Origin of the sequence: Kitasatospora sp. NPDC057500 (assembly GCF_042802195.1) — a bacterium.
Classification (GTDB): domain Bacteria; phylum Actinomycetota; class Actinomycetes; order Streptomycetales; family Streptomycetaceae; genus Kitasatospora.
The window spans coordinates 1-25,146 of sequence record NZ_JBHVER010000116.1 but is presented as its reverse complement, the minus strand read 5'-3'; the positions used below and the strand labels follow the sequence as shown (position 1 = coordinate 25,146).

At 73.9% G+C, this 25,146-nt stretch carries 23 protein-coding genes; 14 read left to right on the top strand and 9 right to left on the bottom strand.

Features of this window, described 5'->3' with window-relative positions; all coding sequences use genetic code 11:
* From hisN to ACFU74_RS23285, 5 genes are all read right to left on the bottom strand, one after another.
* The coding region (gene hisN / locus ACFU74_RS23305) for a histidinol-phosphatase (protein ID WP_380759786.1) at positions 1 to 776 on the bottom strand (776 nt) is incomplete at its 3' end.
* 150 nt (positions 777 to 926) lie between these two features.
* A complete protein-coding gene (locus tag ACFU74_RS23300; RefSeq protein WP_380759783.1) occupies positions 927 to 1,250 on the bottom strand; it encodes a DMT family transporter in 324 nt (107 codons plus the stop codon).
* Between the two features lie 128 nt (positions 1,251 to 1,378).
* Positions 1,379 to 2,434 (bottom strand): ribosome small subunit-dependent GTPase A, encoded by a 1,056-nt coding sequence (gene rsgA / locus ACFU74_RS23295; RefSeq protein WP_380759781.1) that lies wholly within the window; start codon positions 2,432 to 2,434, stop codon positions 1,379 to 1,381.
* A gap of 16 nt (positions 2,435 to 2,450) precedes the next feature.
* Positions 2,451 to 3,782 (bottom strand): 3-phosphoshikimate 1-carboxyvinyltransferase, encoded by a 1,332-nt coding sequence (gene aroA / locus ACFU74_RS23290; RefSeq protein WP_380759779.1) that lies wholly within the window; start codon positions 3,780 to 3,782, stop codon positions 2,451 to 2,453.
* Positions 3,783 to 3,869: 87 nt separating this feature from the next.
* On the bottom strand, positions 3,870 to 4,586 hold the full coding sequence (locus ACFU74_RS23285) for a M50 family metallopeptidase (protein WP_380759777.1): 717 nt from the start codon (positions 4,584 to 4,586) through the stop codon (positions 3,870 to 3,872).
* Between the two features lie 138 nt (positions 4,587 to 4,724).
* Here ACFU74_RS23285 and ACFU74_RS23280 point away from each other — a divergent pair, with 138 nt between their 5' ends.
* The 8 genes from ACFU74_RS23280 (at position 4,725) to def (ending at position 12,691) form a co-directional block, all read left to right on the top strand.
* Positions 4,725 to 5,483 carry an SOS response-associated peptidase gene (locus ACFU74_RS23280; protein WP_380759775.1) on the top strand — a complete coding sequence of 253 codons (759 nt, stop codon included), beginning with the start codon at positions 4,725 to 4,727 and terminating at the stop codon, positions 5,481 to 5,483.
* Between the two features lie 28 nt (positions 5,484 to 5,511).
* Positions 5,512 to 6,171 (top strand): alpha/beta family hydrolase, encoded by a 660-nt coding sequence (locus ACFU74_RS23275; RefSeq protein ID WP_380759773.1) that lies wholly within the window; start codon positions 5,512 to 5,514, stop codon positions 6,169 to 6,171.
* Positions 6,172 to 6,419: 248 nt separating this feature from the next.
* The gene (locus ACFU74_RS23270) at positions 6,420 to 7,163 is read left to right on the top strand and encodes a sigma-70 family RNA polymerase sigma factor (RefSeq protein WP_380759771.1); all 744 of its coding nucleotides are present in this window, start codon (positions 6,420 to 6,422) and stop codon (positions 7,161 to 7,163) included.
* Positions 7,160 to 7,531, top strand: coding sequence for a mycothiol system anti-sigma-R factor (gene rsrA, locus ACFU74_RS23265; RefSeq protein WP_380759769.1), 372 nt, complete (start codon positions 7,160 to 7,162; stop codon positions 7,529 to 7,531). Before ACFU74_RS23270 ends, rsrA begins: the two co-directional genes overlap by 4 nt.
* A gap of 361 nt (positions 7,532 to 7,892) precedes the next feature.
* Positions 7,893 to 9,359: an HD-GYP domain-containing protein gene (locus ACFU74_RS23260; protein ID WP_380759767.1), complete on the top strand. Its 1,467-nt coding sequence runs from the start codon at positions 7,893 to 7,895 to the stop codon at positions 9,357 to 9,359.
* Between the two features lie 113 nt (positions 9,360 to 9,472).
* Entirely contained in the window at positions 9,473 to 10,765 is a 1,293-nt protein-coding gene (locus tag ACFU74_RS23255; protein ID WP_380759765.1) for an HD-GYP domain-containing protein, read from the top strand.
* Positions 10,766 to 11,038: 273 nt separating this feature from the next.
* Complete coding sequence (locus tag ACFU74_RS23250; RefSeq protein ID WP_380759763.1) at positions 11,039 to 12,028, top strand: tetratricopeptide repeat protein; 990 nt, start codon at positions 11,039 to 11,041, stop codon at positions 12,026 to 12,028.
* A gap of 51 nt (positions 12,029 to 12,079) precedes the next feature.
* Complete coding sequence (def, locus tag ACFU74_RS23245; protein ID WP_380759761.1) at positions 12,080 to 12,691, top strand: peptide deformylase; 612 nt, start codon at positions 12,080 to 12,082, stop codon at positions 12,689 to 12,691.
* Between the two features lie 78 nt (positions 12,692 to 12,769).
* On the opposite strand, the gene ACFU74_RS23240 is transcribed toward def, so the two are convergent.
* Positions 12,770 to 13,783 carry a LacI family DNA-binding transcriptional regulator gene (locus ACFU74_RS23240; protein WP_380759758.1) on the bottom strand — a complete coding sequence of 338 codons (1,014 nt, stop codon included), beginning with the start codon at positions 13,781 to 13,783 and terminating at the stop codon, positions 12,770 to 12,772.
* 183 nt (positions 13,784 to 13,966) lie between these two features.
* Between ACFU74_RS23240 and ACFU74_RS23235 the strand changes: the two genes are divergently transcribed.
* Genes ACFU74_RS23235 through ACFU74_RS23215 form a run of 5 tightly spaced genes read left to right on the top strand, consistent with a single transcriptional unit; the run spans position 13,967 to position 21,014 of the window.
* Complete coding sequence (locus tag ACFU74_RS23235; protein WP_380759756.1) at positions 13,967 to 15,778, top strand: glycoside hydrolase family 13 protein; 1,812 nt, start codon at positions 13,967 to 13,969, stop codon at positions 15,776 to 15,778.
* Positions 15,775 to 17,118: an alpha/beta hydrolase gene (locus tag ACFU74_RS23230; RefSeq protein WP_380759754.1), complete on the top strand. Its 1,344-nt coding sequence runs from the start codon at positions 15,775 to 15,777 to the stop codon at positions 17,116 to 17,118. The genes ACFU74_RS23235 and ACFU74_RS23230 overlap by 4 nt, the downstream gene beginning before the upstream one ends.
* 60 nt (positions 17,119 to 17,178) lie before the next feature.
* A complete protein-coding gene (locus ACFU74_RS23225; protein WP_380759752.1) occupies positions 17,179 to 18,492 on the top strand; it encodes an extracellular solute-binding protein in 1,314 nt (437 codons plus the stop codon).
* Between the two features lie 48 nt (positions 18,493 to 18,540).
* The gene (locus tag ACFU74_RS23220) at positions 18,541 to 20,151 is read left to right on the top strand and encodes an ABC transporter permease subunit (protein WP_380759750.1); all 1,611 of its coding nucleotides are present in this window, start codon (positions 18,541 to 18,543) and stop codon (positions 20,149 to 20,151) included.
* Positions 20,148 to 21,014 carry a sugar ABC transporter permease gene (locus ACFU74_RS23215; RefSeq protein WP_380759748.1) on the top strand — a complete coding sequence of 289 codons (867 nt, stop codon included), beginning with the start codon at positions 20,148 to 20,150 and terminating at the stop codon, positions 21,012 to 21,014. Before ACFU74_RS23220 ends, ACFU74_RS23215 begins: the two co-directional genes overlap by 4 nt.
* Positions 21,015 to 21,035: 21 nt before the next feature.
* Here ACFU74_RS23215 and ACFU74_RS23210 read toward each other — a convergent pair whose 3' ends face one another.
* The 3 genes from ACFU74_RS23210 to ACFU74_RS23200 all read right to left on the bottom strand — a co-directional run bounded on the left by ACFU74_RS23210 (position 21,036) and on the right by ACFU74_RS23200 (position 24,769).
* A complete protein-coding gene (locus tag ACFU74_RS23210) occupies positions 21,036 to 22,091 on the bottom strand; it encodes a ferritin-like protein (RefSeq protein ID WP_380759746.1) in 1,056 nt (351 codons plus the stop codon).
* 173 nt (positions 22,092 to 22,264) lie between these two features.
* Positions 22,265 to 23,548 carry a VanZ family protein gene (locus tag ACFU74_RS23205; protein WP_380759744.1) on the bottom strand — a complete coding sequence of 428 codons (1,284 nt, stop codon included), beginning with the start codon at positions 23,546 to 23,548 and terminating at the stop codon, positions 22,265 to 22,267.
* A gap of 780 nt (positions 23,549 to 24,328) precedes the next feature.
* Positions 24,329 to 24,769 carry an ATP-binding protein gene (locus ACFU74_RS23200; protein ID WP_380759742.1) on the bottom strand — a complete coding sequence of 147 codons (441 nt, stop codon included), beginning with the start codon at positions 24,767 to 24,769 and terminating at the stop codon, positions 24,329 to 24,331.
* Between the two features lie 127 nt (positions 24,770 to 24,896).
* On the opposite strand from ACFU74_RS23200, the gene ACFU74_RS23195 reads away from it, so the two are divergent.
* Positions 24,897 to 25,115 (top strand): DUF397 domain-containing protein, encoded by a 219-nt coding sequence (locus ACFU74_RS23195; RefSeq protein ID WP_380759739.1) that lies wholly within the window; start codon positions 24,897 to 24,899, stop codon positions 25,113 to 25,115.
* The last annotated feature ends 31 nt before the right edge of the window (positions 25,116 to 25,146 follow it).

The window sequence follows — 25,146 nt, the reverse complement described above, 5'->3', positions numbered from 1 at the left end:
GCCTCCTCGTGGAGCAGGCCGTTGGAGGCGACGGCGTCGGCGCCGCCCGGGCCCGGGACGCCGTCCAGGCCGGTGAAGCGGCCGCCGGCCTCCTCGACGATGATGCAGTTCGCCGCCATGTCCCACAGCGACAGCTCCGGCTCGGCGGCGATGTCCACCGCGCCCTCGGCGACCATCATGTAGGACCAGAAGTCGCCGTAGGCGCGGGTGCGCCAGCAGGCCCGGGTGAGGTCGAGGAACGGGTCGAGGCGCCCGCGCTCCTCCCAGCCGGTGAGCGAGGAGTAGGAGAAGGAGGCGTCCTCGATCCGCGAGACGCCGGAGACCTGGATCCGGCCGGCCTTGGCGAGGCTGCGGCCGGCGAACGCGCCGAGGTCCTTGGCGGCCCACCAGCGGCGGTTCAGCGCGGGGGCGGAGACCATGCCGACGACGGGGCGCTCCACGCCGTCCGGGCCGTCCTCCAGCAGCGCGATCAGGGTGGCCCAGACCGGGACGCCGCGGATGTAGTTCTTGGTGCCGTCGATCGGGTCGATCACCCAGCGGCGCGGGCCGGAGCCCTGGAGGCCGAACTCCTCTCCGAGCACCGCGTCGCGCGGGCGGGCCCGCTGCAGGACGCTGCGCACCAGCTCCTCGGCGGCCTTGTCGGCGTCGCTGACGGGGGTCAGGTCGGGCTTGGTCTCGACCCGCAGGTCGAGCGCGCGGAAGCGCTCCAGGGTGACCGAGTCGGCCGAGTCGGCGAGGACGTGGGCGAGTCGGAGGTCGTCGTGGTAGTCGGCCATGGTCGAAACCCTAGCGCGGAGAACGCCCTCGCCCCGAGCCGAAGGGGCGCGCCGGTGCCGAGAGGGAGGAGCGACACGGGCCCCTCCTGCCCGCCGGGCCGGGGGAGAGTGTCGGCGCCGGGTCGGAGCGCCCCGGGGGCGAGCGGGCGGCTAATGGGCGGAACCGCTGAGCTGGAGGCCGATGACTCCGGCGACGACCAGGGAGATCGAGACGAGTTTGAGCACCGAGCTGGACTCGTCGAGGAAGAGCATGCCGTAGATCGCGGTGCCGGCCGCGCCGATGCCGGTCCAGACCGCGTAGGCGGGGCCGACCGGGAGCGTCTTCAGGGAGAGGGTCAGCAGGCCGAAGCTGCCGAGGGCGAAGACGCAGAAGCTGATGGTCGGCCAGAGCTTGGTGAAGCCCTCGCTGAGCTTGAGGTTGATCGCGAAGCCGGTCTCCAGCAGGCCGGCCAGGATCACCAGGGCCCATGCCATCGCGTGCTCTCCCTGTCGGTCGGCGGGATCGGTCGGCGGCCGGGCCGCGATCCGGCCCGACTTTCCTATGATCACCACGACAGGGCGCTCCGACACCTCGAATGCGGAAACCCGCCGGGCGGCGGCCGTCAGTCCCCCTCCCGGGCCTCCTTGCTGGCCAGCAGCCGGCGCAGCGAGTAGAGCCGCGCGGGGTCGGCGTGCCCGTCGGCCACCCAGGCGTCCAGCGCGCAGTCCGGCTCGTCGTGGCTGCACGCGCGCGGGCAGTCCTCGGTGCCGGGCTCCAGGTCGGGGAAGGCGTGGATGACCCGGGACGGGTCGATGTGCGACAGGCCGAAGGAGCGGAAGCCCGGGGTGTCGATCACCCAGCCCGCGTCCAGCGCCTTCTTGGATCCCGGCTTGGCGCCGGGCGGCGGCGGCAGCCGCAGCGCGAGCGCGGAGACGGTGGTGTGCCGGCCGCGGCCGGTGACGGCGTTGACCCGGCCGGTGGTCCGCTGCCGCTCCGGGACGAGGGCGTTGACCAGGGTGGTCTTGCCGACGCCGGAGTGGCCGATGAACACGGTGCGCAGGCCGCGCAGGTGCTCGCGGACCGCCTCGGCGCCGGTGGTCTCCAGCTCGTCGCGGCGGGTGACGACGTACTGGATGCCGAGCGGCGCGTAGGACTCCAGCAGCGGCTCGGCCGGGGCCAGGTCGGCCTTGGTGAGGACGAGCAGCGGCTCCATGCCGGCGTCGTAGGCGGCGACCAGGCAGCGGTCGATCAGCCGGGGCCGGGGCTCCGGGTCGGACAGCGCGGTGACGATGGCGAGCTGCTCGGCGTTGGCGACGACGATCCGCTCGTAGGGGTCGTCGTCGTCCGCCGTGCGCCGCAGCACCGAGGTGCGCTCCTCGACCCGGACGATCCGGGCCAGCGTGTCGGCGTCCCCGGAGAGGTCGCCGACCAGGGAGACGGTGTCACCGACGACCACGCCCTTGCGGCCCAGCTCGCGGGCCTTCATGGCGACGACCTCGTGCTCCTGCTTCGTCCCCGGGTCGACCAGGCAGGTCAGCCGGCCGCGGTCGACGGTGAGCACCATCGCCTCGGCGGCGTCCTCGTGCTTGGGCCGGATCCGGGTCCGCGGCCGGGAGCCCCGGCGGGCGGGGCGGTTGCGGATGTCGTCCTCGTCGGCGTCCTTGCCGTAGCGGCGCATGTGCCCAGTCCTCCGCTCAGCCGCCCGCCACCGGTCCGGCGAGCAGCTCGTCCCACATGGCGGGGAAGTCCGGCAGCGTCTTGGCGGTGGTGGCCACGTTCTCCACCTGGACGCCGGGCACGGCGAGGCCGACCACCGCGGCGGCGGTGGCCAGCCGGTGGTCCTCGTAGGTGTGGAAGACGCCGCCGGTGAGCTTGCGGGGGCGGATCCGCAGGCCGTCCTCGGTCTCGCTGACGTCGCCGCCGAGGCCGTTGATCTCCTTGGCGAGGGCGGCGAGCCGGTCGGTCTCGTGCAGCCGCAGGTGGGCGATGCCGTAGAGGTGGGACTCGGAGTCGGCGAGGGCGGCGACCGCGGCGATCACCGGGGTGAGCTCGCCGACGTCGTGCAGGTCGGCCTCGATGCCGTGGATCCGGCCGGTGCCGGTGAAGCGCAGGCCCTCGTCGGTGAACGCGCACTCGCCGCCCATCCGGGTGTAGAGGTCGCGCAGCTGGTCGCCGGGCTGGGTGGTGTGCTTCGGCCAGTCGCGGACGGTGACCTGGCCGCCGGTGACCAGGGCGGCGGCGAAGAAGGGCGCGGCGTTGGAGAGGTCGGGCTCGACGACCAGGTCGCGGCCGAGCAGGGCGCCGGGGGTGACCCGCCAGACGTCCTTCTCGCCGCCGTCCTCGGGGGCGTCGACCTGGACGCCGGCCAGCCGCAGCATGTCGACGGTCATCCGGATGTGCGGCAGCGAGGGGACCGGGCCGCCGACGTGCCGGACCTCGACGCCGTTGTTGTAGCGGGCGCCGGAGAGCAGCAGGGCGGAGACGAACTGGGAGGAGGCGGAGGCGTCGAGCTCGACGGTGCCGCCGTCCAGGGCGCCGGTGCCGTGCACGGTGAGCGGGAAGGTGCCGCGGCCGTCGTCCTCGATCCGGGCGCCGAGCGCGCGCAGGGCGTCGATCACGCCGTGCTGGGGGCGCTCGTGGCTGCGCGGGTCGCCGTCGAAGTGGACCGGGCCGTCGGCGAGGACGGCGAGCGGGGGCAGGAAGCGCATGACCGTGCCGGCGTTGCCGACGTCGACCGAGGCGGGGCCGCGCAGCACGGGGGCGGGGATGACCCGCCAGGCCTCGCCGCCGCCGGTGCCGCCGGTGTCGTTGTTGACCTGCTCCTCGATGGTGACGCCGAGGGCGCGCAGGCCGTCGGCCATCAGCTGGGAGTCGCGGCTGCGCAGCGGGCGGCGCACCCAGCCGGGGCCGTCGGCGAGTGCCGCCAGCACCAGGGCCCGGTTGGTGACCGACTTGGAGCCGGGGATGGTGACGGTGGCGTCCACGGGGGTGGTCGCGACGGGGGCGGGCCACAGGGTCTCGGTCATGGGCCCAAGTCTAGGGGCCGTGCTGGGGCGCGCCCGTTCGCCTCCGGTGCGGGGGCCCGGGGCGGCGCGGGGCGGCGCGCGGGGCGGTCAGAGGGGGCGCAGCAGCCAGTTCGCGCCGAGGGCGAGCGCGGCGAGGGCGGTGATGAGGAAGAGGGCGGTCCAGGCGAGGCCGGGGACGCCGGTGAGGCGGGCGAGCTGGTCGGCGTCGGAGCCGCGGCCCTGGCCGTCGCGGCGCTGGCGCTGGAGTTCGAGGACCGGGCGGACGGCGCCGAGCAGCAGGAACCAGGTGCCGAGGTAGGCGAAGCCGGCCTGGACCTCGGGGGAGCCGAACCAGGAGACGAGGAAGAAGGCGCCGCCGGTGAGCAGCACGCTGAGGAAGCCGTAGGCGTTGCGGATCCGCACCAGCAGGGCGAGCAGCAGGGCGATGGCGAGCCACAGCAGCAGGGTGATGCGGTCGGCGGCGAGCAGGGCGGCGCAGCCGAGGCCGAGCAGGGCGGGGGCGGTGTAGCCGGCGGCGAGGGTGAGGAGCATGCCGGGGCCGGTGGCGCGGCCGTAGGAGAGGGTGAGGCCGGAGGTGTCGGAGTGTAGCCGGATGCCGGCGAGCCTGCGGCCGGTGGCGAGGGCGGCGAGGCCGTGGCCGCCCTCGTGGGCGATGGTGACGGCGTTCCGGGCGATCCGCCACAGCGGGCGGGCGAGGACGGTGAGCAGGGCGGCGGCGCCGGTGGCGAGGGCGAGCCAGCCGGGCGGGGCGGGCTGGGTGCCGGTGACGGCGGTCCACAGCTCGTCGAGGGTCCTGGCGTCCATGGGTTTCTCCTCCGTCTCGGTCCGGCCGTTCCTCCTGGGGCGGCAGCCTGCCATGGGGAGGACGGCGGGGCGGGGGCGGGTGGTTCTGGGGAGCGGACGCGGGCCCGGCGGCGGTCCGGACCGTGGCAAGCTGACGGTATGTGTGGTCGCTTCGCCGCGAGTAGCCGGCCCGAGGACGTCGTCGAGCTGTTCGGTGTCCGGCAGTGGGACCCGGCCGAGACGCTGGACCCGAGCTGGAACGTCGCGCCGACGCAGAGCGCCTTCGTGGTGCTGGAGCGCCTGGCGAAGGGGGCGGCGCGGCCGGTGCGCCAGCTGCGGGTGCTGCGCTGGGGGCTGGTGCCGCAGTGGGCGAAGTCGCCGGAGACGGCGGTGAAGATGATCAACGCCCGGGCGGACACGGTGCACGAGAAGCCGGCCTACCGGCAGGCGTTCGCCTCGCGCCGGTGCGTGCTGCCGGTGGACGGCTACTACGAGTGGCAGACGGTGCCGGCGGAGCGGGGCAGGGCGCGGAAGAAGCCGTTCTTCGTGTCCCGGGCGGACGGTGCGCCGCTGGCGCTGGCGGGGCTGTACGAGTTCTGGCGCAACCGGGCGGTGCCCTCGGACCACCCGGAGGGCTGGCTGGTGACGTTCACCGTCGTGACGACGGAGGCGGAGGAGCTGCTGGCGCCGATCCACGAGCGGATGCCGCTGTACCTGGACCCGGGGTCGTTCGACGCGTGGCTGGACCCGGGGCTGGACGACAGCGGGTCGCAGGAGCTGCGGCGGCTGCTGATACCGCCGCCGCCGGGCGCGCTGCGGGTGACGCCGGTGTCGCCGGACGTCGGCAGCATCCGCAACGACCACGCCGGGCTGACCGAGCCCTACAGCGAGCCCGAGTACGAGACCACCCTGTTCTGACCGCTGCCCCCGTCGGAGGACGACAGCCGTGACCGCCGCGAGAACCGCCCCCGTGACCGCCGAGTCGGTGCCCACGCCCGCCGGGGACGCCCGGATCACCCTGCACCCGGCCCGCGCGCCGCGGGCCGTGCTGGCGCTGGGGCACGGCGCCGGCGGCGGGATCGAGGCGCGGGACCTGGCGGCGCTGGCCGCCGCGCTGCCGGCCCGGGGGGTGTCGGTGGCGCTGGTGGAGCAGCCCTGGCGGGTGGCGGGGCGCAAGGTGGCTCCGGCGCCGAGGACGCTGGACGCGGGTTGGGAGCCGGTGGCCGAGCGGCTGGCCGGGGCGGGCCTGCCGCTGGTGGTGGGCGGGCGCAGCGCCGGGGCGCGGGTGGCCTGCCGGACGGGGGCGGCGAGCGGGGCGGTGGGGGTGGTGGCGCTGGCGTTCCCGCTGCACCCGCCGGGCAGGCCGGAGAAGAGCCGGGCCGAGGAGCTGCTCGGCTCGGGGCTGCCGACGCTGGTGGTGCAGGGGGCGGCGGACCCGTTCGGCGGGCCGGCGGAGTTCCCGGAGCTGCCGGCCTCGCACGAGCTGGTGGCGCTGCCGGCCGGCAACCACGGCTTCGAGGTGGCGAAGCGGGCGGCGACGGGGCAGCAGGAGCTGCTGGACCTGGTCGTCTCGGCGGTGGGGGACTGGGTGCTGCGGGTGGTGTGAGCCGGGCCGCCGGGGAGCGGGAATGCGGGCGGGGCCCGCGTGGTTGCAACGGTCGTCAGCTGGAGTCCCGGTGGAAGGCAGGGCAGATGGGTTCGATCGCGTGCCCCGAGCGACCGGAAGAGCGCGAGGCCGCGTCGGCGTTCGCTCCTTCCTGGTCGGACTGGCTAGTCGCGGGCGAGAAGCCCGTCAGCCCGATATCCTCCCTTTCGGGGCGGCCCGCGGTGGGCCGTGTCCGTCATGCCGAGGAGGTGGGTCCGGTCGTCGGGACCGAGCACGAGGCCGAGCCGGGCCGGGGCCCGGAGGAGGGTCCGTCCGCGGGCGAGGCGCTCACCGGTGAGGAGCTGGCCGAGGCGATCGGTGAGGACACCTTCCGGGTGTCGGCGGAGGAGACCGAGGAGGCCCGGCGGGAGCGCTTCGAGCGCGACGCCCTGGGCTACCTGGATCCGATGTACTCGGCCGCGCTGCGGATGACCCGCAACCCGGCCGACGCGGAGGACCTCCTCCAGGAGGCGTTCGCGAAGGCGTACGCGTCGTTCCACCAGTTCCGCGAGGGCACCAACCTCAAGGCGTGGCTGTACCGGATCCTCACCAACACCTTCATCAACTCGTACCGCAAGAAGCAGCGGGAGCCGCAGCGCACCGCCGCCGAGGAGATCGAGGACTGGCAGCTGGCCCGGGCCGAGTCGCACATGTCGACGGGTCTGCGCTCGGCGGAGACCCAGGCCCTGGACCACCTCCCGGACAGCGACGTGAAGGACGCCCTCCAGGCCATCCCGGAGGAGTTCCGCATCGCCGTCTATCTCGCGGACGTAGAGGGCTTTGCGTACAAGGAGATCGCGGACATCATGGGTACTCCCATCGGTACGGTGATGTCCCGGCTGCACCGCGGCCGCCGTCAGTTGCGCGGCATGCTGGAGGACTACGCCCGTGAGCGCGGGCTCGTCCCGGCCGGCAGCGGGGCAGGGCAGGAAGCGAAGGGCTCGGGCTCATGAGCTGCGGCGATCCGCACGACACCGAGTGTGGCGAGGTCCTCGACCACCTCTACGAATTCCTCGACAACGAGATGGCCGAGGGCGACTGCGTCAAGCTGCGCGTGCACTTCGAGGAGTGCTCGCCGTGCCTGAAGCAGTACGGACTGGAGCAGGCGATCAAGGCGCTGATCAAGCGTTCCTGCGGCTGCGACGACACCCCGGCGGACCTGCGCGGCAAGGTGCTGGCCAGGATCGACTCGATCCGGGCCGGGCAGCGGTCGGGCGAGGCGGTGGTGGTCGCGGTCGAGACGACCATCGAGGTGCACGCCGAGCCGGCCGGTGAGCCGGCCGGGCCGGGCCGGGCCGCGGAGGCGGCGGCCGGGACCTGACACCGGGTGCGCCGGACGGCGCACGGCGGACCACGGACGCGGACGGCCCCGGAGCGGATGCTTCCGGGGCCGTCGTGTGTCCGCGTCCCCTCCGCTCACGCCCCGTCGTCACTCGATCGAGTGAGTTGGCGGTGTGCCAGCAGCGGCATTGCGCGATCGCGCGTCCCGGTGCCGGAGTGGCGTCCTATCCTCCTGACGGACGCTCACCACCGCTCGCCCGCCGCCGCTTCGGCGTGCCCCGGGCGGCGGCGGGCGGTCCGGGACGAACGGGCCGGGGCGGCGCCGGCCGGCACGCGGGGAGGTCGATATCGCTACCGACAGCGCAGAAGCGGACCTGCCGCCGGGCGCGGCACGCTATCTGGTGGCCGTGCCGGTGCTGGCGCTCTGCTGCCTGCTGCCGCTGCTCCCGCTCCCCGCCCCGGCGGCCGCGGCGCACTGGCTGGGCACCCCGGTGGACTGGCCGAAGGTCGGGCTGCTGGCCTTCCTGCACGGCTGCTGGGAGTCGCTCGCGCAGGGCCTGTCGACGCCCTGCCTGCGGCTGGGGCGGCTGCTGCTGCGCCGTCCGCCGCTGCGTTCCCGCCGACCGGTGCGGCCCGGGGTCAACGCGTTCTTCCCGGTGCTGTTCGCCGGGGTGCTGATGCTTCCGCCGTCCGCCGCCGCGCTGGTCGCCGTGCCGGCGGCGGTGCTCGGGGCGGGGGCGGCGGTGGACGGCCGGCGGCGGCAGGCGTGGAACGGCGCGCAGCTCGCGCTGTCCGCCTTCGCGGCCTCGGCGGTGTTCCACCTGCTGGCCGGGCCGCAGCTGCTGCTCGGCTCCCGCTTCCCCGCGGCGCTGCTGCCCGCGTTCGCCGCGCTGGGCGCGTTCTGCCTGGTCAACGGCGCCCTGGTGGGCGGGATGCGGCTGCTGGCGGAGGGCCGGCGGCCGACCGGGCTGCTGCGCGGGGCCTCCGCCGAGCCGGAGGCGCCGGGGGTGCCGGTGCTGGTGCACGCGGGGGGCGGGCTGATGCTCGCCGTGCTGTGGCAGGGCCCGTACGGCGCGTTCGCGGCGCTGCTGGCGCTGCTGCCGCTGTCCATCTCGGCGTGGGTGTTCGCGCAGGGGCACCGGGAGCGCGACGCCCACCAGGCGACCGTCCAGGCGCTGGTGCAGGCGGTGGAGATCAAGGACGCCTACACCCGGGGCCACAGCGAACGGGTCGGCCGGGCGGCGGTGCTGATCGCCGATCAGCTGGGCATGGAGGCCGAGCGGCTGCGCACCCTGCGGTACGCGGGCATCCTGCACGACGTCGGCAAGCTCGGCGTGGCCACCGAACTGCTGCGCAGAAACGGTCCCCTCACCGAGGCGGAGCGCCGGGCCGTCGAGGTGCACCCGGTGCACGGCTACGAGCTGGTGCGCGGGATCGCCTTCCTCGGTGAGGCGCACGCCGGGATCCTGCACCACCACGAGCGGGTGGACGGCCGCGGCTACCCCGCCGGGCTGGCCGGTGAGCAGATCCCCGAGTTCGCCCGGATCATCTCGGTCGCCGACGCCTTCGACTCGATGACCTCCACCCGCTCCTACCGGCGCGGGCGCCCGGTCGGCGAGGCGGTGGCGGAACTGGAGCGCTGCTCGGGCAGCCAGTTCGACCCGCTGATGGTGCGGGCGCTGGTGGCCGCGCTGGCCGTGCACGACTGGCAGCCGGTGCTGCCGCCGTCCCCGGACTGCATCAAGGGGGTGCCGGACATCCCGCTCGGCGTCCCCGAACCGGCCCGGGCGGCCCCGGCGGCTCCGGCCCCGGGCGGGGTGCCCGGGCAGGGCGGTGGCGGCGGCGTGCCGACGGCCGGGGCGTCGTGAGTACGCGGCGGGGCACGCGGCGGGGCGTGTCGTTGTCGCCGGACGGCGCGCGGCGGGGGCGGGGCGCCGGGCGCGCGGATGCGCAGCGGGCTTGCGCCGGTGCGGTGTGCGCGGTGCACGGGGCGGCGCTGGCGCTGCTGGCGGCCTCCTTCGGGGCGGTGGCGGTGCGCGGTCCGGCCCAGCCGGGGGTGGCGCTGGCGTTCATCGCGCTGATCGCGCTCGGCGAGTGCGTGCGGATCACTCTTCCGGGCGACCGCGAGCAGGCGCCGATCGGGGCGGCGGGGGCGCTGGCGTACGCGCTGCTCGGGCCGCTGCGCGGGCTGCCGGCCGGGCCCGGGGTGCTCCAGGTGGTGGCGGTGACCGGTGCGGGGCTGCTGCTGGCGCTGCTGCCGGGGGCGGTGCGGGCGGCCGTGGTGCGGGCGGGGGCGGGGCGGGTGCGCGGGGCCGGGCCGCCCGGGCCGGCGCCGTGGCACGAGCGGGCCCGGCGGGACGGCGCGGCGCGGCGGCTGCTCGGGGCGGGGTTCGCGGCCGCCGTGTTCCAGCCGCTCTACAACAGCGGCGTGGTGGACCGGTTCTCCGCCGACGGCCCGGCGTACGGCGCCTTCCTGACGGCGGTGGCCGCGCTGGCCGTGCTGTGCGACGCGGTGCTGGCGGCGCTGCTGCGGCGGGCCCGCAGCGGGCTGCGCTTCCCGGCGGGGCTGGAGGACGAGCTGCGCTCGCTGTTCGGGATCGGCACCGCGATCGCCGCCACCGGCATGCTGGTCAGCCTGGCCGCCGGGGAGGTGGGGCTGTGGGCGCTGCCGCTGTTCTGCGCGCCGCTGCTGCTGGCGCAGGTGTCGTTCCGGCGGGCGGCGGCGGCGCGGGCCACCACCGGGCAGACCATCGCCAGCCTCGCCAAGGCCACCGAGGTGGCCGGGTACACCCCGCCGGGGCACGCCCGCAGGGTCGCCGACACGGCGTGCGCGGTGGGCCGTGAGCTGGGGCTCGGCACCCGTGAGCTGGCCCTGCTGGAGTACGCGGCGCTGATGCACGACATCGGGCAGCTGTCGCTGGTGGAGCCGGTGCCGGGCGGGGCGACGGCGCTGCTGCCGGACGAGGAGCAGCAGCGGATCGCCCGGCTGGGCAGCGAGGTGATCCGGCGCACCGGGGTGCCGCGCCGGGTGGCCGAGCAGGTCGCCCGGCTGGCCGACCCGTTCCCCAGTCCGGACGGCGGCGGGCGGGGGGTGCCGCTGGCGGCGCGGATCATCCGGGTGGCGAACGCCCACGACGACCTGCTGACGGCGGCCCGGGGGCGCGGGGCGGGGGAGGCGGTGGGCCGGCTGGAGGTGCTGGAGGCGCTGCGGCTGGGCCGGGGCCGGGTGTACGACGCCCGGGTGGTGGACGCGCTGGTGCGGGTGCGCGGCTGACGGCGCTCCGGTGCTCGCGGCCCGGCCGCGGCGGCCGGTTCCGGGGACCCGCGGGGGCGTCCGGGGTTGAGGCGGCGGGGCCGGGCGGGCAGGCTGGGGGAGGGGCCGGAGACGGGCCGGGACGGAACCGGGCAACCCCGGCGGCAGGGAGCGCGCGCGGCGGCCGTCGTGGTTGGATGCGGTCGTAGCGTGGAAAACCGACCCGGAGCACCGGGCCCGTGATACGCGGGAGCGGTCACGGGACTTGAGCGGACGACGACGGCAGGGACGAACGTGAGGATCTTCCACCGGGCACGGCACCGGCCGTCCGCCACCTGGCGGCAGACGACCGACCGGGCTTTCACGTTGATCGGTGACGGCCGGTACGAGGACGCCGGCGCCCTGCTGGTGATGGCGGCCGACCTGGAGCCGTGGCTGTCGGACTCCTGGTTCAACCTGGCGCTGCTGCACAAGTTCCGCCGCGACTGGGAGCAGGCCCGGGCGGCCGGGCTGCGGGCGGTGGCGCTGCTGGACCGCGAGCAGGGCGCCCCGGACTGGTGGAACCTCGGCATCACCGCGACCGCGCTGCAGGACTGGCCGCTGGCCCGGCGGGCCTGGCAGGCGTACGGGCTGAAGCTGCCCGGCGGCCAGGGCGCGCAGGGGGACGGGCCGGTCAGCCTGGACCTCGGGACGACGCCGGTGCGGCTCTCCCCGGACGGCGAGTCCGAGGTGGTGTGGGGCCGGCGGCTGGACCCGGCCCGGATCGAGGTGCTGTCGATCCCGCTGCCGTCCTCCGGCAGACGCTGGGGCGAGGTGGTGCTGCACGACGGCGCCCCGCACGGCGAGCGGGTCACCGACGGGGTCGCCTACCCGGTGTTCGACGAGATCGAGCTGTGGGCGCCGTCCCCGGTGCCGACGTACGTGGTGCTGTTGCAGGCGGCGACCGAGGCGGACCGGGACGCGCTGGAGCGGCTGGTCGCGGACGCCGGCTACGCGGCGGAGGACTGGACGTCCTCGGTGCGGCTGCTGTGCCGGGCCTGTTCGGAGAGCCGGATGGCCTCGGACGACGGGCACACCGCCCACCACGACCCGCACGACGACGGGGACGCCGCGCACCCCGGCCACCTGAGCCACCTGAGCCCCGGGGTGGGCGGGATGTCCTGGCTGGCCGAGCGCGAGTGCGGGATCGCCGCCCCGGCGCACCTGGTGCGGGTGCTGCTGGACCGCTGGGCCGCGGCGTCGCCGGGCACCCGGGCGTACCGGGATCTCGAAGAGGTCTGCTGAACGCGCTGAGTACCCTGGTGCGGTACGCGTAGGCCTATGGAAGCGGAAGACATGGCGGAGCAGGACCAGCACGAGCACGACGAGACCCCGAAGGTGGTCGGCGAGGAGCCCGACCTCTCCAAGGGCACGGCGCGCCCGATCACCGTCTACGGCAACCCCGTGCTGCACCGCGAGGTGAAGGACGTGACGGCCTTCGACGGCGAGCTGTCCGCGCTGATCGACGACATGTTCCAGTCGATGTACGCGGCGGAGGGCGTGGGCCTGGCCGCCAACCAGATCGGCGTGGACCTGAAGGTCTTCGTCTACGACTGCCCGGACGACGAGGGCGTGCGCCACATCGGCCATGTGGTCAACCCGGTGCTGGAGGAGTTCCCGAAGGACCGCAAGCGGGTGCTGGACGACGGCAACGAGGGCTGCCTCTCGGTGCCGACCGCCTACGCCGAGCTGCCCCGCCCGGACTACGCGGCGGTGACCGGCCAGGACAAGGACGGCAACCCGGTCCGGGTCGAGGGCACCGGCTTCTTCGCCCGCTGCCTCCAGCACGAGACCGACCACCTGTACGGCTTCCTGTACATCGACAAGCTGTCGAAGCGGGACCGCAAGGACGCCCTGCGGCAGATGGCCGAGGGCACCGCGCGCTACGCGACCGTCCCGAACGAGTAGCGGTCGGGCGGTTGTCGACGGAGGGCCGGTGAGCAGCAGCTCACCGGCCCTCCGCCGGTTGCGGGCCCTCGGCCGCCGTCAGCCGCGGGCCCGGGCGGTGGAGTCGCGGGCGACCAGGACGGGGGTGAACAGGTAGTCCCTGGCCCGGCCGCCGTGGCCCTCCAGCCGGCGCCAGAGGGCGTCGGCGACGGCGGCGGCCATCTCGTCGATCGGCTGGCGGACGGTGGTGAGCGGCGGGTCGCTGTGGGCGGCGAGCTGGCAGTCGTCGTAGCCGATCACCGAGAGGTCGCCGGGGACGGCGAGGCCGGCCTCGCGGGCGGCCCGGACCACGCCGAGGGCCATCAGGTCGCTGCCGGCGATGACGGCGGTGACGCCGGCGTCGAGCAGTTGGCGGGCGGCGGCCGCACCGCCGGCGATCGAGTAGGCGGACTCGGCGTACCAGTCGGCGGGGGGCTCCTCGCCGAGCAGTTCGCGCATCGCGCGCCGGTAGCCGTCGAGGCGGTTGAGCGAGGGGCGCAGATAGCCCTGGCCGCCGGCCAGGCCGATCCGGCGGTGGCCGAGTTCGCGCAGGTGGGCCACGGCGATCCGGGCGCCGAGCGCTTCGTCCGTGGCGACGGTGGGGACGGCGAGGCCCTCCACCCGGCCGCTGACCAGCACCATCGGGATGCCGCGTTCGTGCAGCAGCCGGTAGAAGCCGTGGTCGGCGTCGGGGTTGGCGTGCCGGCCGGAGACCAGGACCAGGCCGGAGACGCCCTTGCGGAGCAGGACGTCGATGTAGCCGAGTTCGGCGGTGCCCTGGCGGGTGGAGGTGCCGACCACGGCGGTGAGGCCGTGCTTGGCGAGCTGCACCTCGACGGCGGAGGCGAGCAGCGGGAAGACCGGGTTGTCGAGCTCGGGGACGATGATGCCGATCAGTGCGCCCTGGTGCGGGTCGTAGCCCTGGTCGGGCTGCCAGCCGAGCTCCCGCATGGCCTCGGCGACCTTCACCTTGGTGTCGTCGGAGACGCCCGGCCGGTCGTTGATCACCCTGCTCACCGAGGCGGCGCTGACGCCTGCCCGGGCGGCGATGTCGCGCAGTGACGGGCCGCTCAATTGGTCCTCCGGTCTGGTCTGGCCTGCATCCTACAAAGCCCGGCGCGGCGGGTCGCACACCAGGATGAAACAATCTTAGCAACGTATTGCGCAACAGTTTCATCGTCGTTACGGTTCCATCGTCGGCCCCGGAAAGCGGAATGCCGGCATCCGTTAACCTGTGCACCCGCCCCGAGGAGCCCCATGGACCCGGCCAGCAGCCACCGCCTCGCCGCCCGCCACCAGCCGCACCACGACGGGTCCGCGCGCTACGTCGGCGACCTCGCCCCGCGCCTCGGGCAGCACGTCGACCTGCTGGTCCGGGTGCCCGCGGGACAGGACGTCGAGCGGGTCTTCCTGCGCTCCGTCCCGGATGGCGAGCCGCACTTCACGGCCGCCGTGGCCGACCGCACCGACGACACCGGGGCCACCTGGTGGCGGGCCGCCCTGGAGATGGTCAACCCGGAGATGAACTACCGGTTCTGGCTGCACACCCCGGACGGCGGACGCTGGCTCACCGCCGCCGGCCTGCACGACCACGACCTGCCCGACGCCACCGACTTCCGCCTCACCACCCACCCCGCCCCGCCCGCCTGGGCCGCCGACGCGGTGGTCTACCAGATCTTCCCGGACCGCTACCACCGCTCCGGCGACTCCCCGCTCGCCGCCTGGGCCCGCCCCGCCGACTGGGACACCCCGCTGCGCACCGGCGACGCCGAGGCCCTCCAGCAGATGTACGGCGGCGACCTCTGGGGCGTGGTGCGCAAGATCGACCACATCCAGCGGCTCGGCGCCACGGTGATCTACCTGACCCCGTTCTTCGAGGGCCGCTCCAACCACCGCTACGACGCCGTCTCCTTCGACCGGGTCGACCCCGCGCTCGGCGGCGACGAGGCGCTGATCGCCCTCACCGCCGAGGCGCACCGGCGCGGCATCAAGGTGATCGGCGACATCACCCTCAACCACTCCGGCGACCGGCACGACTGGTTCCGCACCGCGCAGGCCGACCCGGAGAGCCCCGAGGCCGGCTTCTACTTCTTCGGCGAGGGCGGCCCGGACGACTACGCGACCTTCCTCGGCGTGCGCACCCTGCCGACCTTCGACCACCGCTCCGCCGAACTGCGCCGCCGCCTCTACGAGGGCCCCGACTCGGTGATCGCCAAGTACCTCGGCGCGCCCTTCCACCTGGACGGCTGGCGGGTCGACGTGGCGCAGATGGCCGGCCGCCGCGGCGACGTCGAGCTCAACCGCCTGGTCGCCACCACCACCGCCGCCACCGTCCGGGCCGCCAACCCCGACGCCGTCCTGCTCGCCGAGCACCAGCACGACGCCTCGCTCGCCCTGGCCGGCGACGGCTGGCAGGGCACCATGAGCTACGCGGGCTTCACCCGCCCGGTCTGGAGCTGGCTCGTCGAGAAGCACGACCAGAAGGACTTCTGGGCCGTCCCCGGCCCGATCCCCGACTACGACGGCGCCCGGCTGCGCGCCACCATGACGGCCTTCGGCGCCGCGCTGCCCTGGCGCAGCCGCGCCCACAACCTGACCCTGCTGGACTCGCACGACACCGCCAGGTTCCGCACCTTCGCCGGACCGGAGCGCCAACTGCTCGGCGCGGCCCTGCTGTTCACCCTGCCCGGCATCCCCATGGTGTTCTCCGGTGACGAGGTCGGCGTGCTGGGCGAGGGCCTGGAGGAGGGCCGCAAGCCGTTCCCCTGGGACGAGTCCGCCTGGGACCAGCACACCTGGCGCACCTACCGCGACCTGGTCCGGCTGCGCCGCAGCCACAGCGCGCTGACCGGCGGCGGGCTGCGCTGGCTGGTCGCCGAGGGCGACGTCCTGCTGTTCGAGCGGGAGGACGAACGGGAGCGGATCCTGGTGCAGGTCAGCCGGGCCGACCACCCGCCGGTGGCCGGCGAGTGGCACGCCACCCACCTGCTCGGCGGGCCGCAGCTGGTCCCCGGCCGCGACCTGCCCTGCGAGGGCCCGGCCGTGCACGTCTGGTCGGTGGCCCGATGAGCGCGGACACCGTGCGCCGCGGCCGGATCGAACGGATCCCCGGTTTCCGCTCCGAACTGCTCGGCAACGAACGGGACCTGCTGGTCCACCTGCCGCCCGGCTACGACGACCGGCCGGACGCCGACTACCCGGTGCTCTACCTCCACGACGGCGGGCAGGTCTTCGACCAGGGGCAGCAGCCCACCTGGGCGGTGGACCGGACGCTGGAGGCGCTGTACGCCGAGGGCCTGATCCCCGAACTGATCGCCGTCGCCGTGCCCAACGCCGGCGCCGACCGGGGCGTGGAGTACTCGCACGTCGCCGAGTACTGGCGCACGCCCGGCACCCCGCTGAAGGGCCACCGCTACGAGGCCTTCCTGACCGACGAGGTCAAGCCGTTCGTCGACGCCCGCTACCGCACCAGGACCGGCCCGGAGCACACCGCGCTGATGGGCTCCTCGATGGGCGGCCTGGTCACCTACCACATCGCCTTCCGCCGCCCCGAGGTCTTCGGCCTGGCCGCCGTCCTCTCCCCGTTCCTCACCCACGTCGACCCGGACGGCCTCGGCGAGAAGGTGGTGCACGAGCACTACCGGCGGCGCGGGCCGCGCCGGATCTGGCTGGACATCGGCGGACGGGAGGGCCTGATCATGGCCCGGCCCGCCCGCGAACTGGCCGGCCGACTGGTCGACGAGGCCGGCTACACCTCCGGCGCCGACCTGCTCTACTACGAGGACCCGCACGCGCCGCACCACGAGAACGCCTGGCGCCCGCGCGCCCGGCACGCGCTGCTGCACCTGTTCGGCGCGCCCTCGCCGGTGCGCTCGCTCACCGTCGCGCCCGAGATCCAGCTCGCGCCCGGGGAGACCTGGAGCGCCGTCAACCCGGTCGCGGACCGCGCCGACGGCGTCCGGTACACCGCGCTGGAGGCCGGCTACCGGGTCGAGCACCCCGAGGTGGCGGCCGTCTCGCCGCACGGCGGGCTGCTGCCGCTCACCGCCGGGCGCACGGCGGTCACCGTCCGGGCGCACGGGCTGGCCGCGCGCACCGAGGTCGCCGTCCTGCCGGAGCTGCCCGCCCACCCGGTCCTGGAGGTCACCGTGACCGTCCCGCCCGGAACCCCCGACGACGCCCCCGTGATGTTCGGCCCGCTGCCCTGCGCCCCGGCCGGACCGGGCCGGTTCCACGGCCGGATCGCCGTCCCGCGCGGCACCGGATTCGACGGCGGCGTCTCGCGCGGCTGGGGCCTGGACGCCGTCGACGCCGACGGCCGGCGGGTGCTGTACCCGCTGCGGGTCGACCGCGACACCCGGCTCGACCTCACCGTCGAGCGCTGGCACCGGCCGGCGGACGGCATCTGACCCGCCCCTCCCGACGACGACCCACCCCCGCACCCCTCCCGGACGAAGGAGTCTCGGACCATGCGCCACCGGATCACCCGCCACCGGATCATCCACCGCAGAACCGCCGCGCTCGGCCTGCTCGCCCTGCTGGCCACGGCCTGCGGGGGCACCGCGCCCTCGGCCGGCCCCGCACCCGCCGGCACCGCCGCCGCGGACGGGCCGATGACCGCCCCGCCGATCGGCGCCGCCGAGGGCGACCTGGTGATCTGGGCCCAGACCCAGCAGGCCGCCGCCCTGCAACCGCTCGCCGAACGCTTCGGCAAGGAGCACGGCGTCAAGGTCACCGTCGCCCCGCAGTCCGTCAACACCCAGCAGTCCTACGTCACGGCCACCAACGCGGGCAAGGGCCCCGACCTCGTCGTCGGCGCCTCCGACTGGCTCGGCAACCTGGTGCAGAACGGCACGGTCGCCCCCGTCCCGCTGACCGCGCAGCAGAAGGCGCTGTTCCAGCCCGCCGCCCTCGCCGCCGTCGCCCGGGACGGCCAGCAGTACGGCCTGCCGTACGCGACCGAGACCCTGGTGCTGTTCCGCAACACCGAACTGGCCCCGGCCGCGCCCGCCACCTTCGAGGACCTCGCCGGCACCGCCGCCGAGGCCGTCCGCGCCGGCAAGGCCGAAGTCCCGCTGGCGCTGCCGGTCGGCCAGCAGGGCAACGCCTACGCCCTGCAGCCGCTGTTCACCTCGGCCGGCGGCTACCTGTTCGGCGCCGGGCCGGACGGCGGCTGGGACACCGCGGACCTCGGGGTCGGGGGCCCGGGCTCGATCGCGGCCGGCGAGCTGTTCAAGCAGCACGGGGAGAAGGGCACCGGACTGTTCAACCGCTCGGTGGACACCAACGCCATCTCGCTGTTCACCGGACGCAAGTCGCCGTACCTGGTGGCCGGGCCGTGGGCGCTCGGCCAGGTCAAGCAGGCCGGCCTGCCGTACGCCATCTCCCCGGTGCCCGGCTGGGCCGGCAAGGGACCGGCCCGCCCCTTCATCGGCGTGCAGGCCTTCTACCTCTCCGCCAAGGCGAAGAACCAGCCGCTCGCCCAGGAGTTCCTGCTGCGCGCCATCGGCTCGGAGGAGGGCCAGCTGGCGCTCTACCAGGCCTCGCCGGAGCCGCCCGCGCTGAGCTCCGCCCTCGCCAAGGTCACCGCCGACGACCCGGACATCGGCGCCTTCGCGGCCGCGGGCGCGGCCGGGCAGCCGCTGCCGACCATCCCCGCGATGAACGCGATCTGGGGCCCGCTCGGCCAGGCCGAGGCGAGCATCATCGCCGGCGCCGACCCGGCCGAGACCATGCGCCAGGCCGGCGAGGCCATCCGAGCCGCCCTCGGCACCGGCCACTGACACCCCCGGCGCCCCGCGCCCCTCCCGGACGGACCAGGGACCATCCCCATGACCTCCCCCACCCTTCAAGGCAGCAGGCGCCCGGCCGCCCCCGCCCCCGCCGCCGGGCCCCCGGGGCGCCGGCCCCGCCGGGCCGGCGCCCTGACCGCGCAGCTGGTGAAGATCGCCCTGCTGTCCGGGGTCACCGCACTCGCCCTCTTCGCCGCGCCCAAGCTCTACCAGGACGGCCACTGGGCCGGCCTCGGCGCCCTCGCCGCGGGCACCGGCGCGACCTTCTGGGTCTACCTCTCGCCGCGCCGGCTCGCCGCCAAGTACCTGCTGCCGGCCACCGTGCTCTTCCTGGCCTTCGTGGTCTACCCCGTGCTCCACATCGTCGCCGTCTCCTTCACCGACTACGGCGACGGGCACCTGCTCACCAAGGAGCAGGCCGTCCGCACCCTGGTCGACAACTCCGTGGAACCCGTCCCCGACGGCGCCTCCTACACGCTCACCGTCGCCACCGAACCGGCCGGCGGCCCGCTCGTCCTGCTGCTCACCGACCCGGCGACCGGCCGGACCGAGGCCGGCACCGCGCGCGGCCTGGCCCCCGCCCCGGCCGGCACGCTGACCGCGCCCGACGGCCGGGTGACCACCGCACCCGGCCTGCGGATCCTCACCATCGGCCAGGTCAACGCCCGGGCCCAGGAGCTGAAGGAGCTGCGGGTCCCGGTGGACGGCGGCTTCGTGATCGGCCAGGGCCTCTCCTCGGCCACCACCGCCCGGCCCACCCTGACGTACGACGGCCGGGCCGACACCCTCACCGACACCCGCGGCGGCACCGTCTACCGCGCGGAGGACGGCCGCTTCACCGCCACCGACGGCTCCGGGCGGACCCTGCCCACGGGCTGGCAGCGCACCGTCGGCTTCGCCAACTTCACCGCCGTGCTCACCAGTCCGGCCGTCCGCGGCCCCTTCCTCTCCGTGCTCGCCTGGACCTTCGGCTTCGCCGCGCTCTCCACCGGCGCCTCCTTCGCGCTGGGCCTCGGCCTCGCCTTCACCCTGCACCACCCCAGGCTGCGCGGTCAGCGGGCCTACCGCTCGCTCCTGCTGCTGCCGTACGCGATGCCCGCGTTCATCGGCATCCTGATCTGGCAGAGCATGTACAACCGGGACTTCGGGCTGCTCAACCAGCTGCTGCACACCCGGATCGACTGGCTCGGCGACGTGTGGAGCGCGCGCTTCGCGGTCGTCCTGACCAGTCTGTGGCTCGGCTTCCCCAACATGCTGCTCATCTGCACAGGGGTGCTGCAGTCGATGCCCGCCGAACTGAACGAGTCCGCGCGGATCGACGGCGCGGGTCCGTGGACGGCGTTCCGGGCGGTGACCTTCCCGCTGCTGCTGGTGGCCGCCTCCCCGGTGCTGATCTCCTCCTTCGCCTTCAACTTCAACAACTTCAACGCCGTCCAACTGCTCACCGGCGGAGGCCCGTTCGACGGCGCGGGCGGCACGGCCGGCGCCACGGACATCCTGATCAGCTACACCTACCGGGTGGCCTTCGGCGGGCAGGGCGCCCAGTACGGCTTCGCCGCCGCCCTGTCGATCCTCATCTTCCTGCTGGTCGGCCTGATCACCCTGGTGGGCTACCGCCGCACCCGCGCCCTGGAGGAGCTGAACGCATGACCACCACCACGACCCTCCGATGGCTGCGCCGGTTCGGCTGGCGGCACCTGGTCGCCCTCCTCGCCGTCGGCTTCGCGCTGTTCCCGCTGCTGTTCGTGTTCTCCGCCGCGCTCAACCCGCTCGGCACCCTGCAGTCCTCCACGCTGGTGCCCGAGCACGCCTCGTTCGCCAACTTCACCGCGCTGTTCACCGACGAGCAGTACCCGTTCGGCCGCTGGCTGGCCAACACGGCGCTGATCTGCGGCAGCTTCGCCGTCCTCAACGTGCTGCTCGGGGTCTGCTCGGCGTACGCGTTCTCCCGCTTCCGCTTCCGGGGCCGGCGGGTGGGCCTGCTCACCGTCCTGCTGGCGCAGATGTTCCCGCAGTTCCTCGCGGTCGTCTCGCTCTACCTGCTGTTCGCCGGGATCGGCGACGTGCTGCCGGCGATCGGCCTGGACACGCCCTGGGGGCTGCTCCTGGTCTACCTCGGCGGGGCCATGGGCGTGAACACCTGGCTGATGAAGGGGTACCTGGACACCATCCCGAAGGAGATCGACGAGGCCGCCAAGGTGGACGGGGCCGGGCACGCGCAGATCTTCTTCCGGATCATCCTGCCGCTGGCCGCGCCGATGCTGGTGGTGGTCGGGATCCTCTCGCTGACCACCGCGCTCAACGACGTCATCCTGGCCGGCATCTTCCTGACCTCCAACGAGTCCAAGACGGTGGCGGTCGGCCTCTACGGGATCATCTCCGGCCAGCAGGACCAGAACTACGGCCTGTTCGCGGCCGGGGCGCTGGTCACCTCGCTGCCGGTGATCGTGGTCTACCAGTTCCTCCAGCGCTACCTCGCCCAGGGGCTCACCGCCGGCTCGGTCAAGGGCTGAGCCGGCGGCGGGCCGGTGGCGTCAGGCGACGAACAGCCACTCCGGGCCGTAGGTGAAGTGGGGGTTGGCGGGGAGCTTGATGGCGTTGATCTTCTGGGCGGTGCGGCGCATGGCGCCCATCAGGCCGATGGCGGGGAAGATGTCCTCCTCGCCGGGGCCCCAGGCGGCTTCCAGGGCGCGCAGCATGTCGCTGTACTGCTGGTTGAAGGTGTGCAGGAGTTCGGCGGTGGCCGCGTCGGGCTCGTTGCCGGGGGAGTTGGCCCAGCCGCCCTGCGGGACCCGGCCGACCGGGAAGGTGTCCGGGAGGGGCACCTCGGCGCCGGTGAAGTCGAACTTCCCCGTCTGCGGGTCGCGGACGAGCTTCCTGCCGACGGCGATCTCCTTGAACGCGTAGTAGTGGGCGAGCTCGCCCGGGGCGCCGGGGAAGGGGTTCTCGGGGGAGGCGGTGGTGCCCTCGCCCTGGGCCTGGATGACGTGGATGGCGGTCAGGACGTCCCCGAGGGCGGTCATCGGGACGATGTCGTTGCCGGCCCCGTGGCCGGACCCGAGCGGGAAGTCCACCTGCTGGCCGCCGGTGAGCAGATGGGCGAACTTGGGGAAGACGTCGGCGATCCGCTGGTAGAAGGCACCGATGGTGTTGCCGTCCGCGGCGAACGCCAGCGGGTGCTCGGGCTTCTCGATCTCCGCGAACAGCGCGGCGGAGTCCCGGCTCAGCCCGCTGAGGAACACCTCAAGACCGGGGTTGACCCCACCGGGCAGCTGACCGGGGTACTTCGGAACAGTGAGTGGGTCGGTGAGGACGACGGTGCCGCCGATGCGGGTGAGCATGTTGCAGACCAGCCCGAAGTGGGACATCTCGTCGAACACGATCTCGCGGATGGTGTGCCGCACCGGCTTGCTGTTGTCCGGATCCGTGATCGACCACAACGCGGTCGCGTACGGCGGGATGGTCGACAACTCCAGCATGATCGCCCGCTGGAGGGCGTCCTTGAGCTCCTGCTCGGTCCAGTCCTCCTCCGCGACGCTCATGAGCTGGACGATCGCGTCACTCTCGTAATCCAGAACCCTGGTGGCCATGTTGCGTCCCCTTTCGACCGGTCGTGGCCGGACCGTAGTCGGGAACTGATCGCATACGGATGCATCTCGCCGCTACAGCCCACGAGTCCATCCGAACGGCCCCCGCCCGGCGTGAACGCTGGGCGGGGAGGGGAGCAAGGCCGCTGACGATCAGCGGCCTGTCGATGGCGCACTCACCCCTGGTGTGCCACGGACTGCCCGGTGACGGCGTCGATGAACTCGACCGTGCCCGAGCTCCGAGCCTCGCCGGGTTTGATGAGGTTGACCACCCAGCAGGGCCGCCACTGTCCGTCGATCTGCTTCGCCAGGAGGAATGTGGTGTCCGCGCGGGATCCCGGCACGGCAGCGAGGGCCCGTTGCTTGGCGGCGTCGGCGGTGACGGTGGGTTGCGGCAACTGGGGGTCGGCGTCCCAGCGTGCGGATGACGCCATGACCCGGCCGGAGGTGGAGACGGTGATGTCCAGGCGCATGGGCATCAGGACGTTGTCGGTGTTGTACCGGCGGTAGGTGATCATGTAGGCGCCACCCGCCGTGTCTGTGGAGGTCAGGGTCGGAGTCACGGCCCGCGTGAGGTCGGAGAACCAGGTCGCCGCGAAGTCGGTGCCGACCTTGAGGACCTGGTCCCGGGTGAGCGGCCCCGGGTCGATCTGACTGTTGGCCGAGGCGCTATTGAGAAGGCGTCCGGTGGGCCACTCGATTCGGAATTGGCCGCGGTCGGTGGTGGCGTCGAGGATCGGCTCGGTGGGCCTCTCGGGGATGGTGGTCAGGCGGGTGGTCTGCAGCAGAGTGCCGGGGCCGAAGAGCTGGGCGGCGATGTGCTGGGGTATCTCGGTCTCGTCGGCGGTGGAGTGCGCGTTGAAGCCCGCTGCATCGTGATGGAGCGGTACGTACAGCCAGATGACGGCCGTCACGGCTGCGAGGCCGGTGCCGGCTGCGGCGAGGCCGTGGAGGCTGTCCCGACGTCCGATCAGCGGCTTGCGGCGGCGGAACCACAACCAGACGACCGCGGCAGCCGTGCCGATGAGCGCACCGAATGCGTTGTCGACGAGATCCGCGGCGTCGCAGGATCGGCCGGTTCCCAGCAGGGTCTGGCAGACCTCGGTCATGGCGGATAGCACGACGCACGCCGCGAGGACGGTCAGTGGCCGACGTAGGACCAGTGTGGCGAAGAGGGCGAGCGGCACGTACAGGGCGATGTTCATCAGCCCCTGAGGAGTGGTGGCCGTCTCCCACACCCCGGTGCCGATCGAACACGTCGGTTTCCCGGACGATCCGGTGGTGGTCGGGGTCAGTGTTGCCGCGACCTCTCCCGCCAGCGACAGTCCCCAGAGCACTGCGGCGGCCGCCGGCCACTGCCTGGGCCGGGCTTGCCACAGAGCCACGGTTCCGAGTAGCAGGCCGAGCACGGCGAAGACGGGGTAGAGGGCGGGAGCTGAGGCGAGAATCGCTTCGATCATCGGTCTTCCGGGATCCGGTCGGGCAGCGGCCCGGGGAGGGCGCAGGCTCGGCCTGCGCCCTCCGCGAGTTCGGTTCGGCCTGTCAGGTTCAGCAGGGGTGGTCCGGCGGGGTCTGGAAGGTCTGCTGCCCGGAGACCCACATCTGGCCGACGGCGCTGCAGTTCGCCGGCAGCGGGACGAAGCCCCAGCTGTAGCTCTTGGTTTCGTCGGCGTTCTGGTAGAACGCCCCTTGGGCGCGGAGGGGGGCTCCGCGTTGCAGCGCGGACCCCCCAGCCCACAGATTGAGGCCGGGCAGCCCCTTGCGTGGGCACGGCCCGGCAGACCGAAAGCCTTCCGCATACATTCGATCCGAACAAGCGGACCAGTTGGCGATCTTCGCCCCTTTTATGCGGTAATCCACCCCCTGGGCGCCACTGAGCGTAGTCATTCGGATGTGTCAGGTATCGAAGCTCCAGCAACTTCCATCAGTGGTCACTTCAGAGCGTGACGTTACGCCTACATAACGATCCCCTTTGGCCCTGGCGCATGCCTCGGGCCTTCAAATGGCCGACGCATCCGGGCGGTTGAACCTTCTTGTGGTGCCCCGCGTGGCTGTGGCCGCGCGGGGCCCCAGTGCGCTTGTCCGCTTCTTTGGATGAAGCTCAGGGCTGGTGGGTGGTGATGGTGATCGGGTGGGCGGTCCAACTGGTGAGTTCGCTGACGTAGAGGGTGGCGATCCAGCGACTGCCCCGGGCGAGGCGGCGGGCAGCGCGATGCCCGAGGTCCCGGCCCGGACGGCGCTCACGCGGCGGCCGGGCCGGGGGAGACGTGGCACCAGACGAACTTGCCGACGCCGCCGACGCGCGGGTAGCAGCCCCACTGGGTCGCCAACTCGTGGACGAGGAGCAGGCCTCGGCCGGCCTCGTCCGAGTCGGAGGCGGTGCGGAGGGCGGGCTTCTCGCTGTCCGCGTCGTGGACCTCGATCCGGAGGGTGAGGTCGGGGACGAGGCGGAAGAGGACGAAGATCAGCCGGTCGCGCGGCGTTCGGGCGTGCTGGACGGCGTTGGTGACGAGCTCGCTGACCAGCAGCTCGCCGCTGGGGAGGAGGAGTTCGCCGGAGGGGAGGGGGGAGGAAGGAGCGGAGCTCCTGGCGGGCGAGGCGGGGCGACTTGCGGTGCCGGGGCAGCCAGCAGGTCCGCTCGATGGGGGCGGGGGAGACGGTTTCAGGCATGGCGGGGCCACCTCTGATCGGTCGGGTGACAGCAGCTGAAGAACTACTCCAACCTGTTCCGGCGGGCGCTGGCCGAAGCCCTGCCGCGCAAGGAGTCAATCGCGCTCATCAAGCGCATCGCGAAGGGAAATCACAGCGATGAGTAGCATCCCTCAGGGTTCGGCCACCGCTGACCTGAAATGGCGGAAGTCCTCGTACTCTGGCGCGCAGAGCAACTGTGTAGAGGTGGCCGGCGGTGTGGCCGACGCCGTGCCAGTGCGGGACTCGAAGGATCCGGGTGGGCCGGTGTTGCTGTTCGCGGCTGATGCCTGGGCTTCGTTCCTGGCCGGGGTCAAGGGTGGGGAGTTTCCGAGGTGACATAACAGAGGTGCCCCGCGCGGCCATGCCG

What these genes read in the sequence shown, in the direction of transcription:
- ACFU74_RS23300 (WP_380759783.1), bottom strand. Translation starts at nt 1,250, where the DNA reads ATGGCATGGGCCCTGGTGATCCTGGCCGGCCTGCTGGAGACCGGCTTC.
- rsgA (WP_380759781.1), bottom strand. Translation starts at nt 2,434, where the DNA reads ATGCGCCGCTACGGCAAGGACGCCGACGAGGACGACATCCGCAACCGC.
- aroA (WP_380759779.1), bottom strand. Translation starts at nt 3,782, where the DNA reads ATGACCGAGACCCTGTGGCCCGCCCCCGTCGCGACCACCCCCGTGGAC.
- ACFU74_RS23285 (WP_380759777.1), bottom strand. Translation starts at nt 4,586, where the DNA reads ATGGACGCCAGGACCCTCGACGAGCTGTGGACCGCCGTCACCGGCACC.
- ACFU74_RS23280 (WP_380759775.1), top strand. Translation starts at nt 4,725, where the DNA reads ATGTGTGGTCGCTTCGCCGCGAGTAGCCGGCCCGAGGACGTCGTCGAG.
- rsrA (WP_380759769.1), top strand. Translation starts at nt 7,160, where the DNA reads ATGAGCTGCGGCGATCCGCACGACACCGAGTGTGGCGAGGTCCTCGAC.
- def (WP_380759761.1), top strand. Translation starts at nt 12,080, where the DNA reads ATGGCGGAGCAGGACCAGCACGAGCACGACGAGACCCCGAAGGTGGTC.
- ACFU74_RS23235 (WP_380759756.1), top strand. Translation starts at nt 13,967, where the DNA reads ATGGACCCGGCCAGCAGCCACCGCCTCGCCGCCCGCCACCAGCCGCAC.
- ACFU74_RS23230 (WP_380759754.1), top strand. Translation starts at nt 15,775, where the DNA reads ATGAGCGCGGACACCGTGCGCCGCGGCCGGATCGAACGGATCCCCGGT.
- ACFU74_RS23225 (WP_380759752.1), top strand. Translation starts at nt 17,179, where the DNA reads ATGCGCCACCGGATCACCCGCCACCGGATCATCCACCGCAGAACCGCC.
- ACFU74_RS23220 (WP_380759750.1), top strand. Translation starts at nt 18,541, where the DNA reads ATGACCTCCCCCACCCTTCAAGGCAGCAGGCGCCCGGCCGCCCCCGCC.
- ACFU74_RS23215 (WP_380759748.1), top strand. Translation starts at nt 20,148, where the DNA reads ATGACCACCACCACGACCCTCCGATGGCTGCGCCGGTTCGGCTGGCGG.
- ACFU74_RS23210 (WP_380759746.1), bottom strand. Translation starts at nt 22,091, where the DNA reads ATGGCCACCAGGGTTCTGGATTACGAGAGTGACGCGATCGTCCAGCTC.
- ACFU74_RS23205 (WP_380759744.1), bottom strand. Translation starts at nt 23,548, where the DNA reads ATGATCGAAGCGATTCTCGCCTCAGCTCCCGCCCTCTACCCCGTCTTC.
- ACFU74_RS23195 (WP_380759739.1), top strand. Translation starts at nt 24,897, where the DNA reads ATGAGTAGCATCCCTCAGGGTTCGGCCACCGCTGACCTGAAATGGCGG.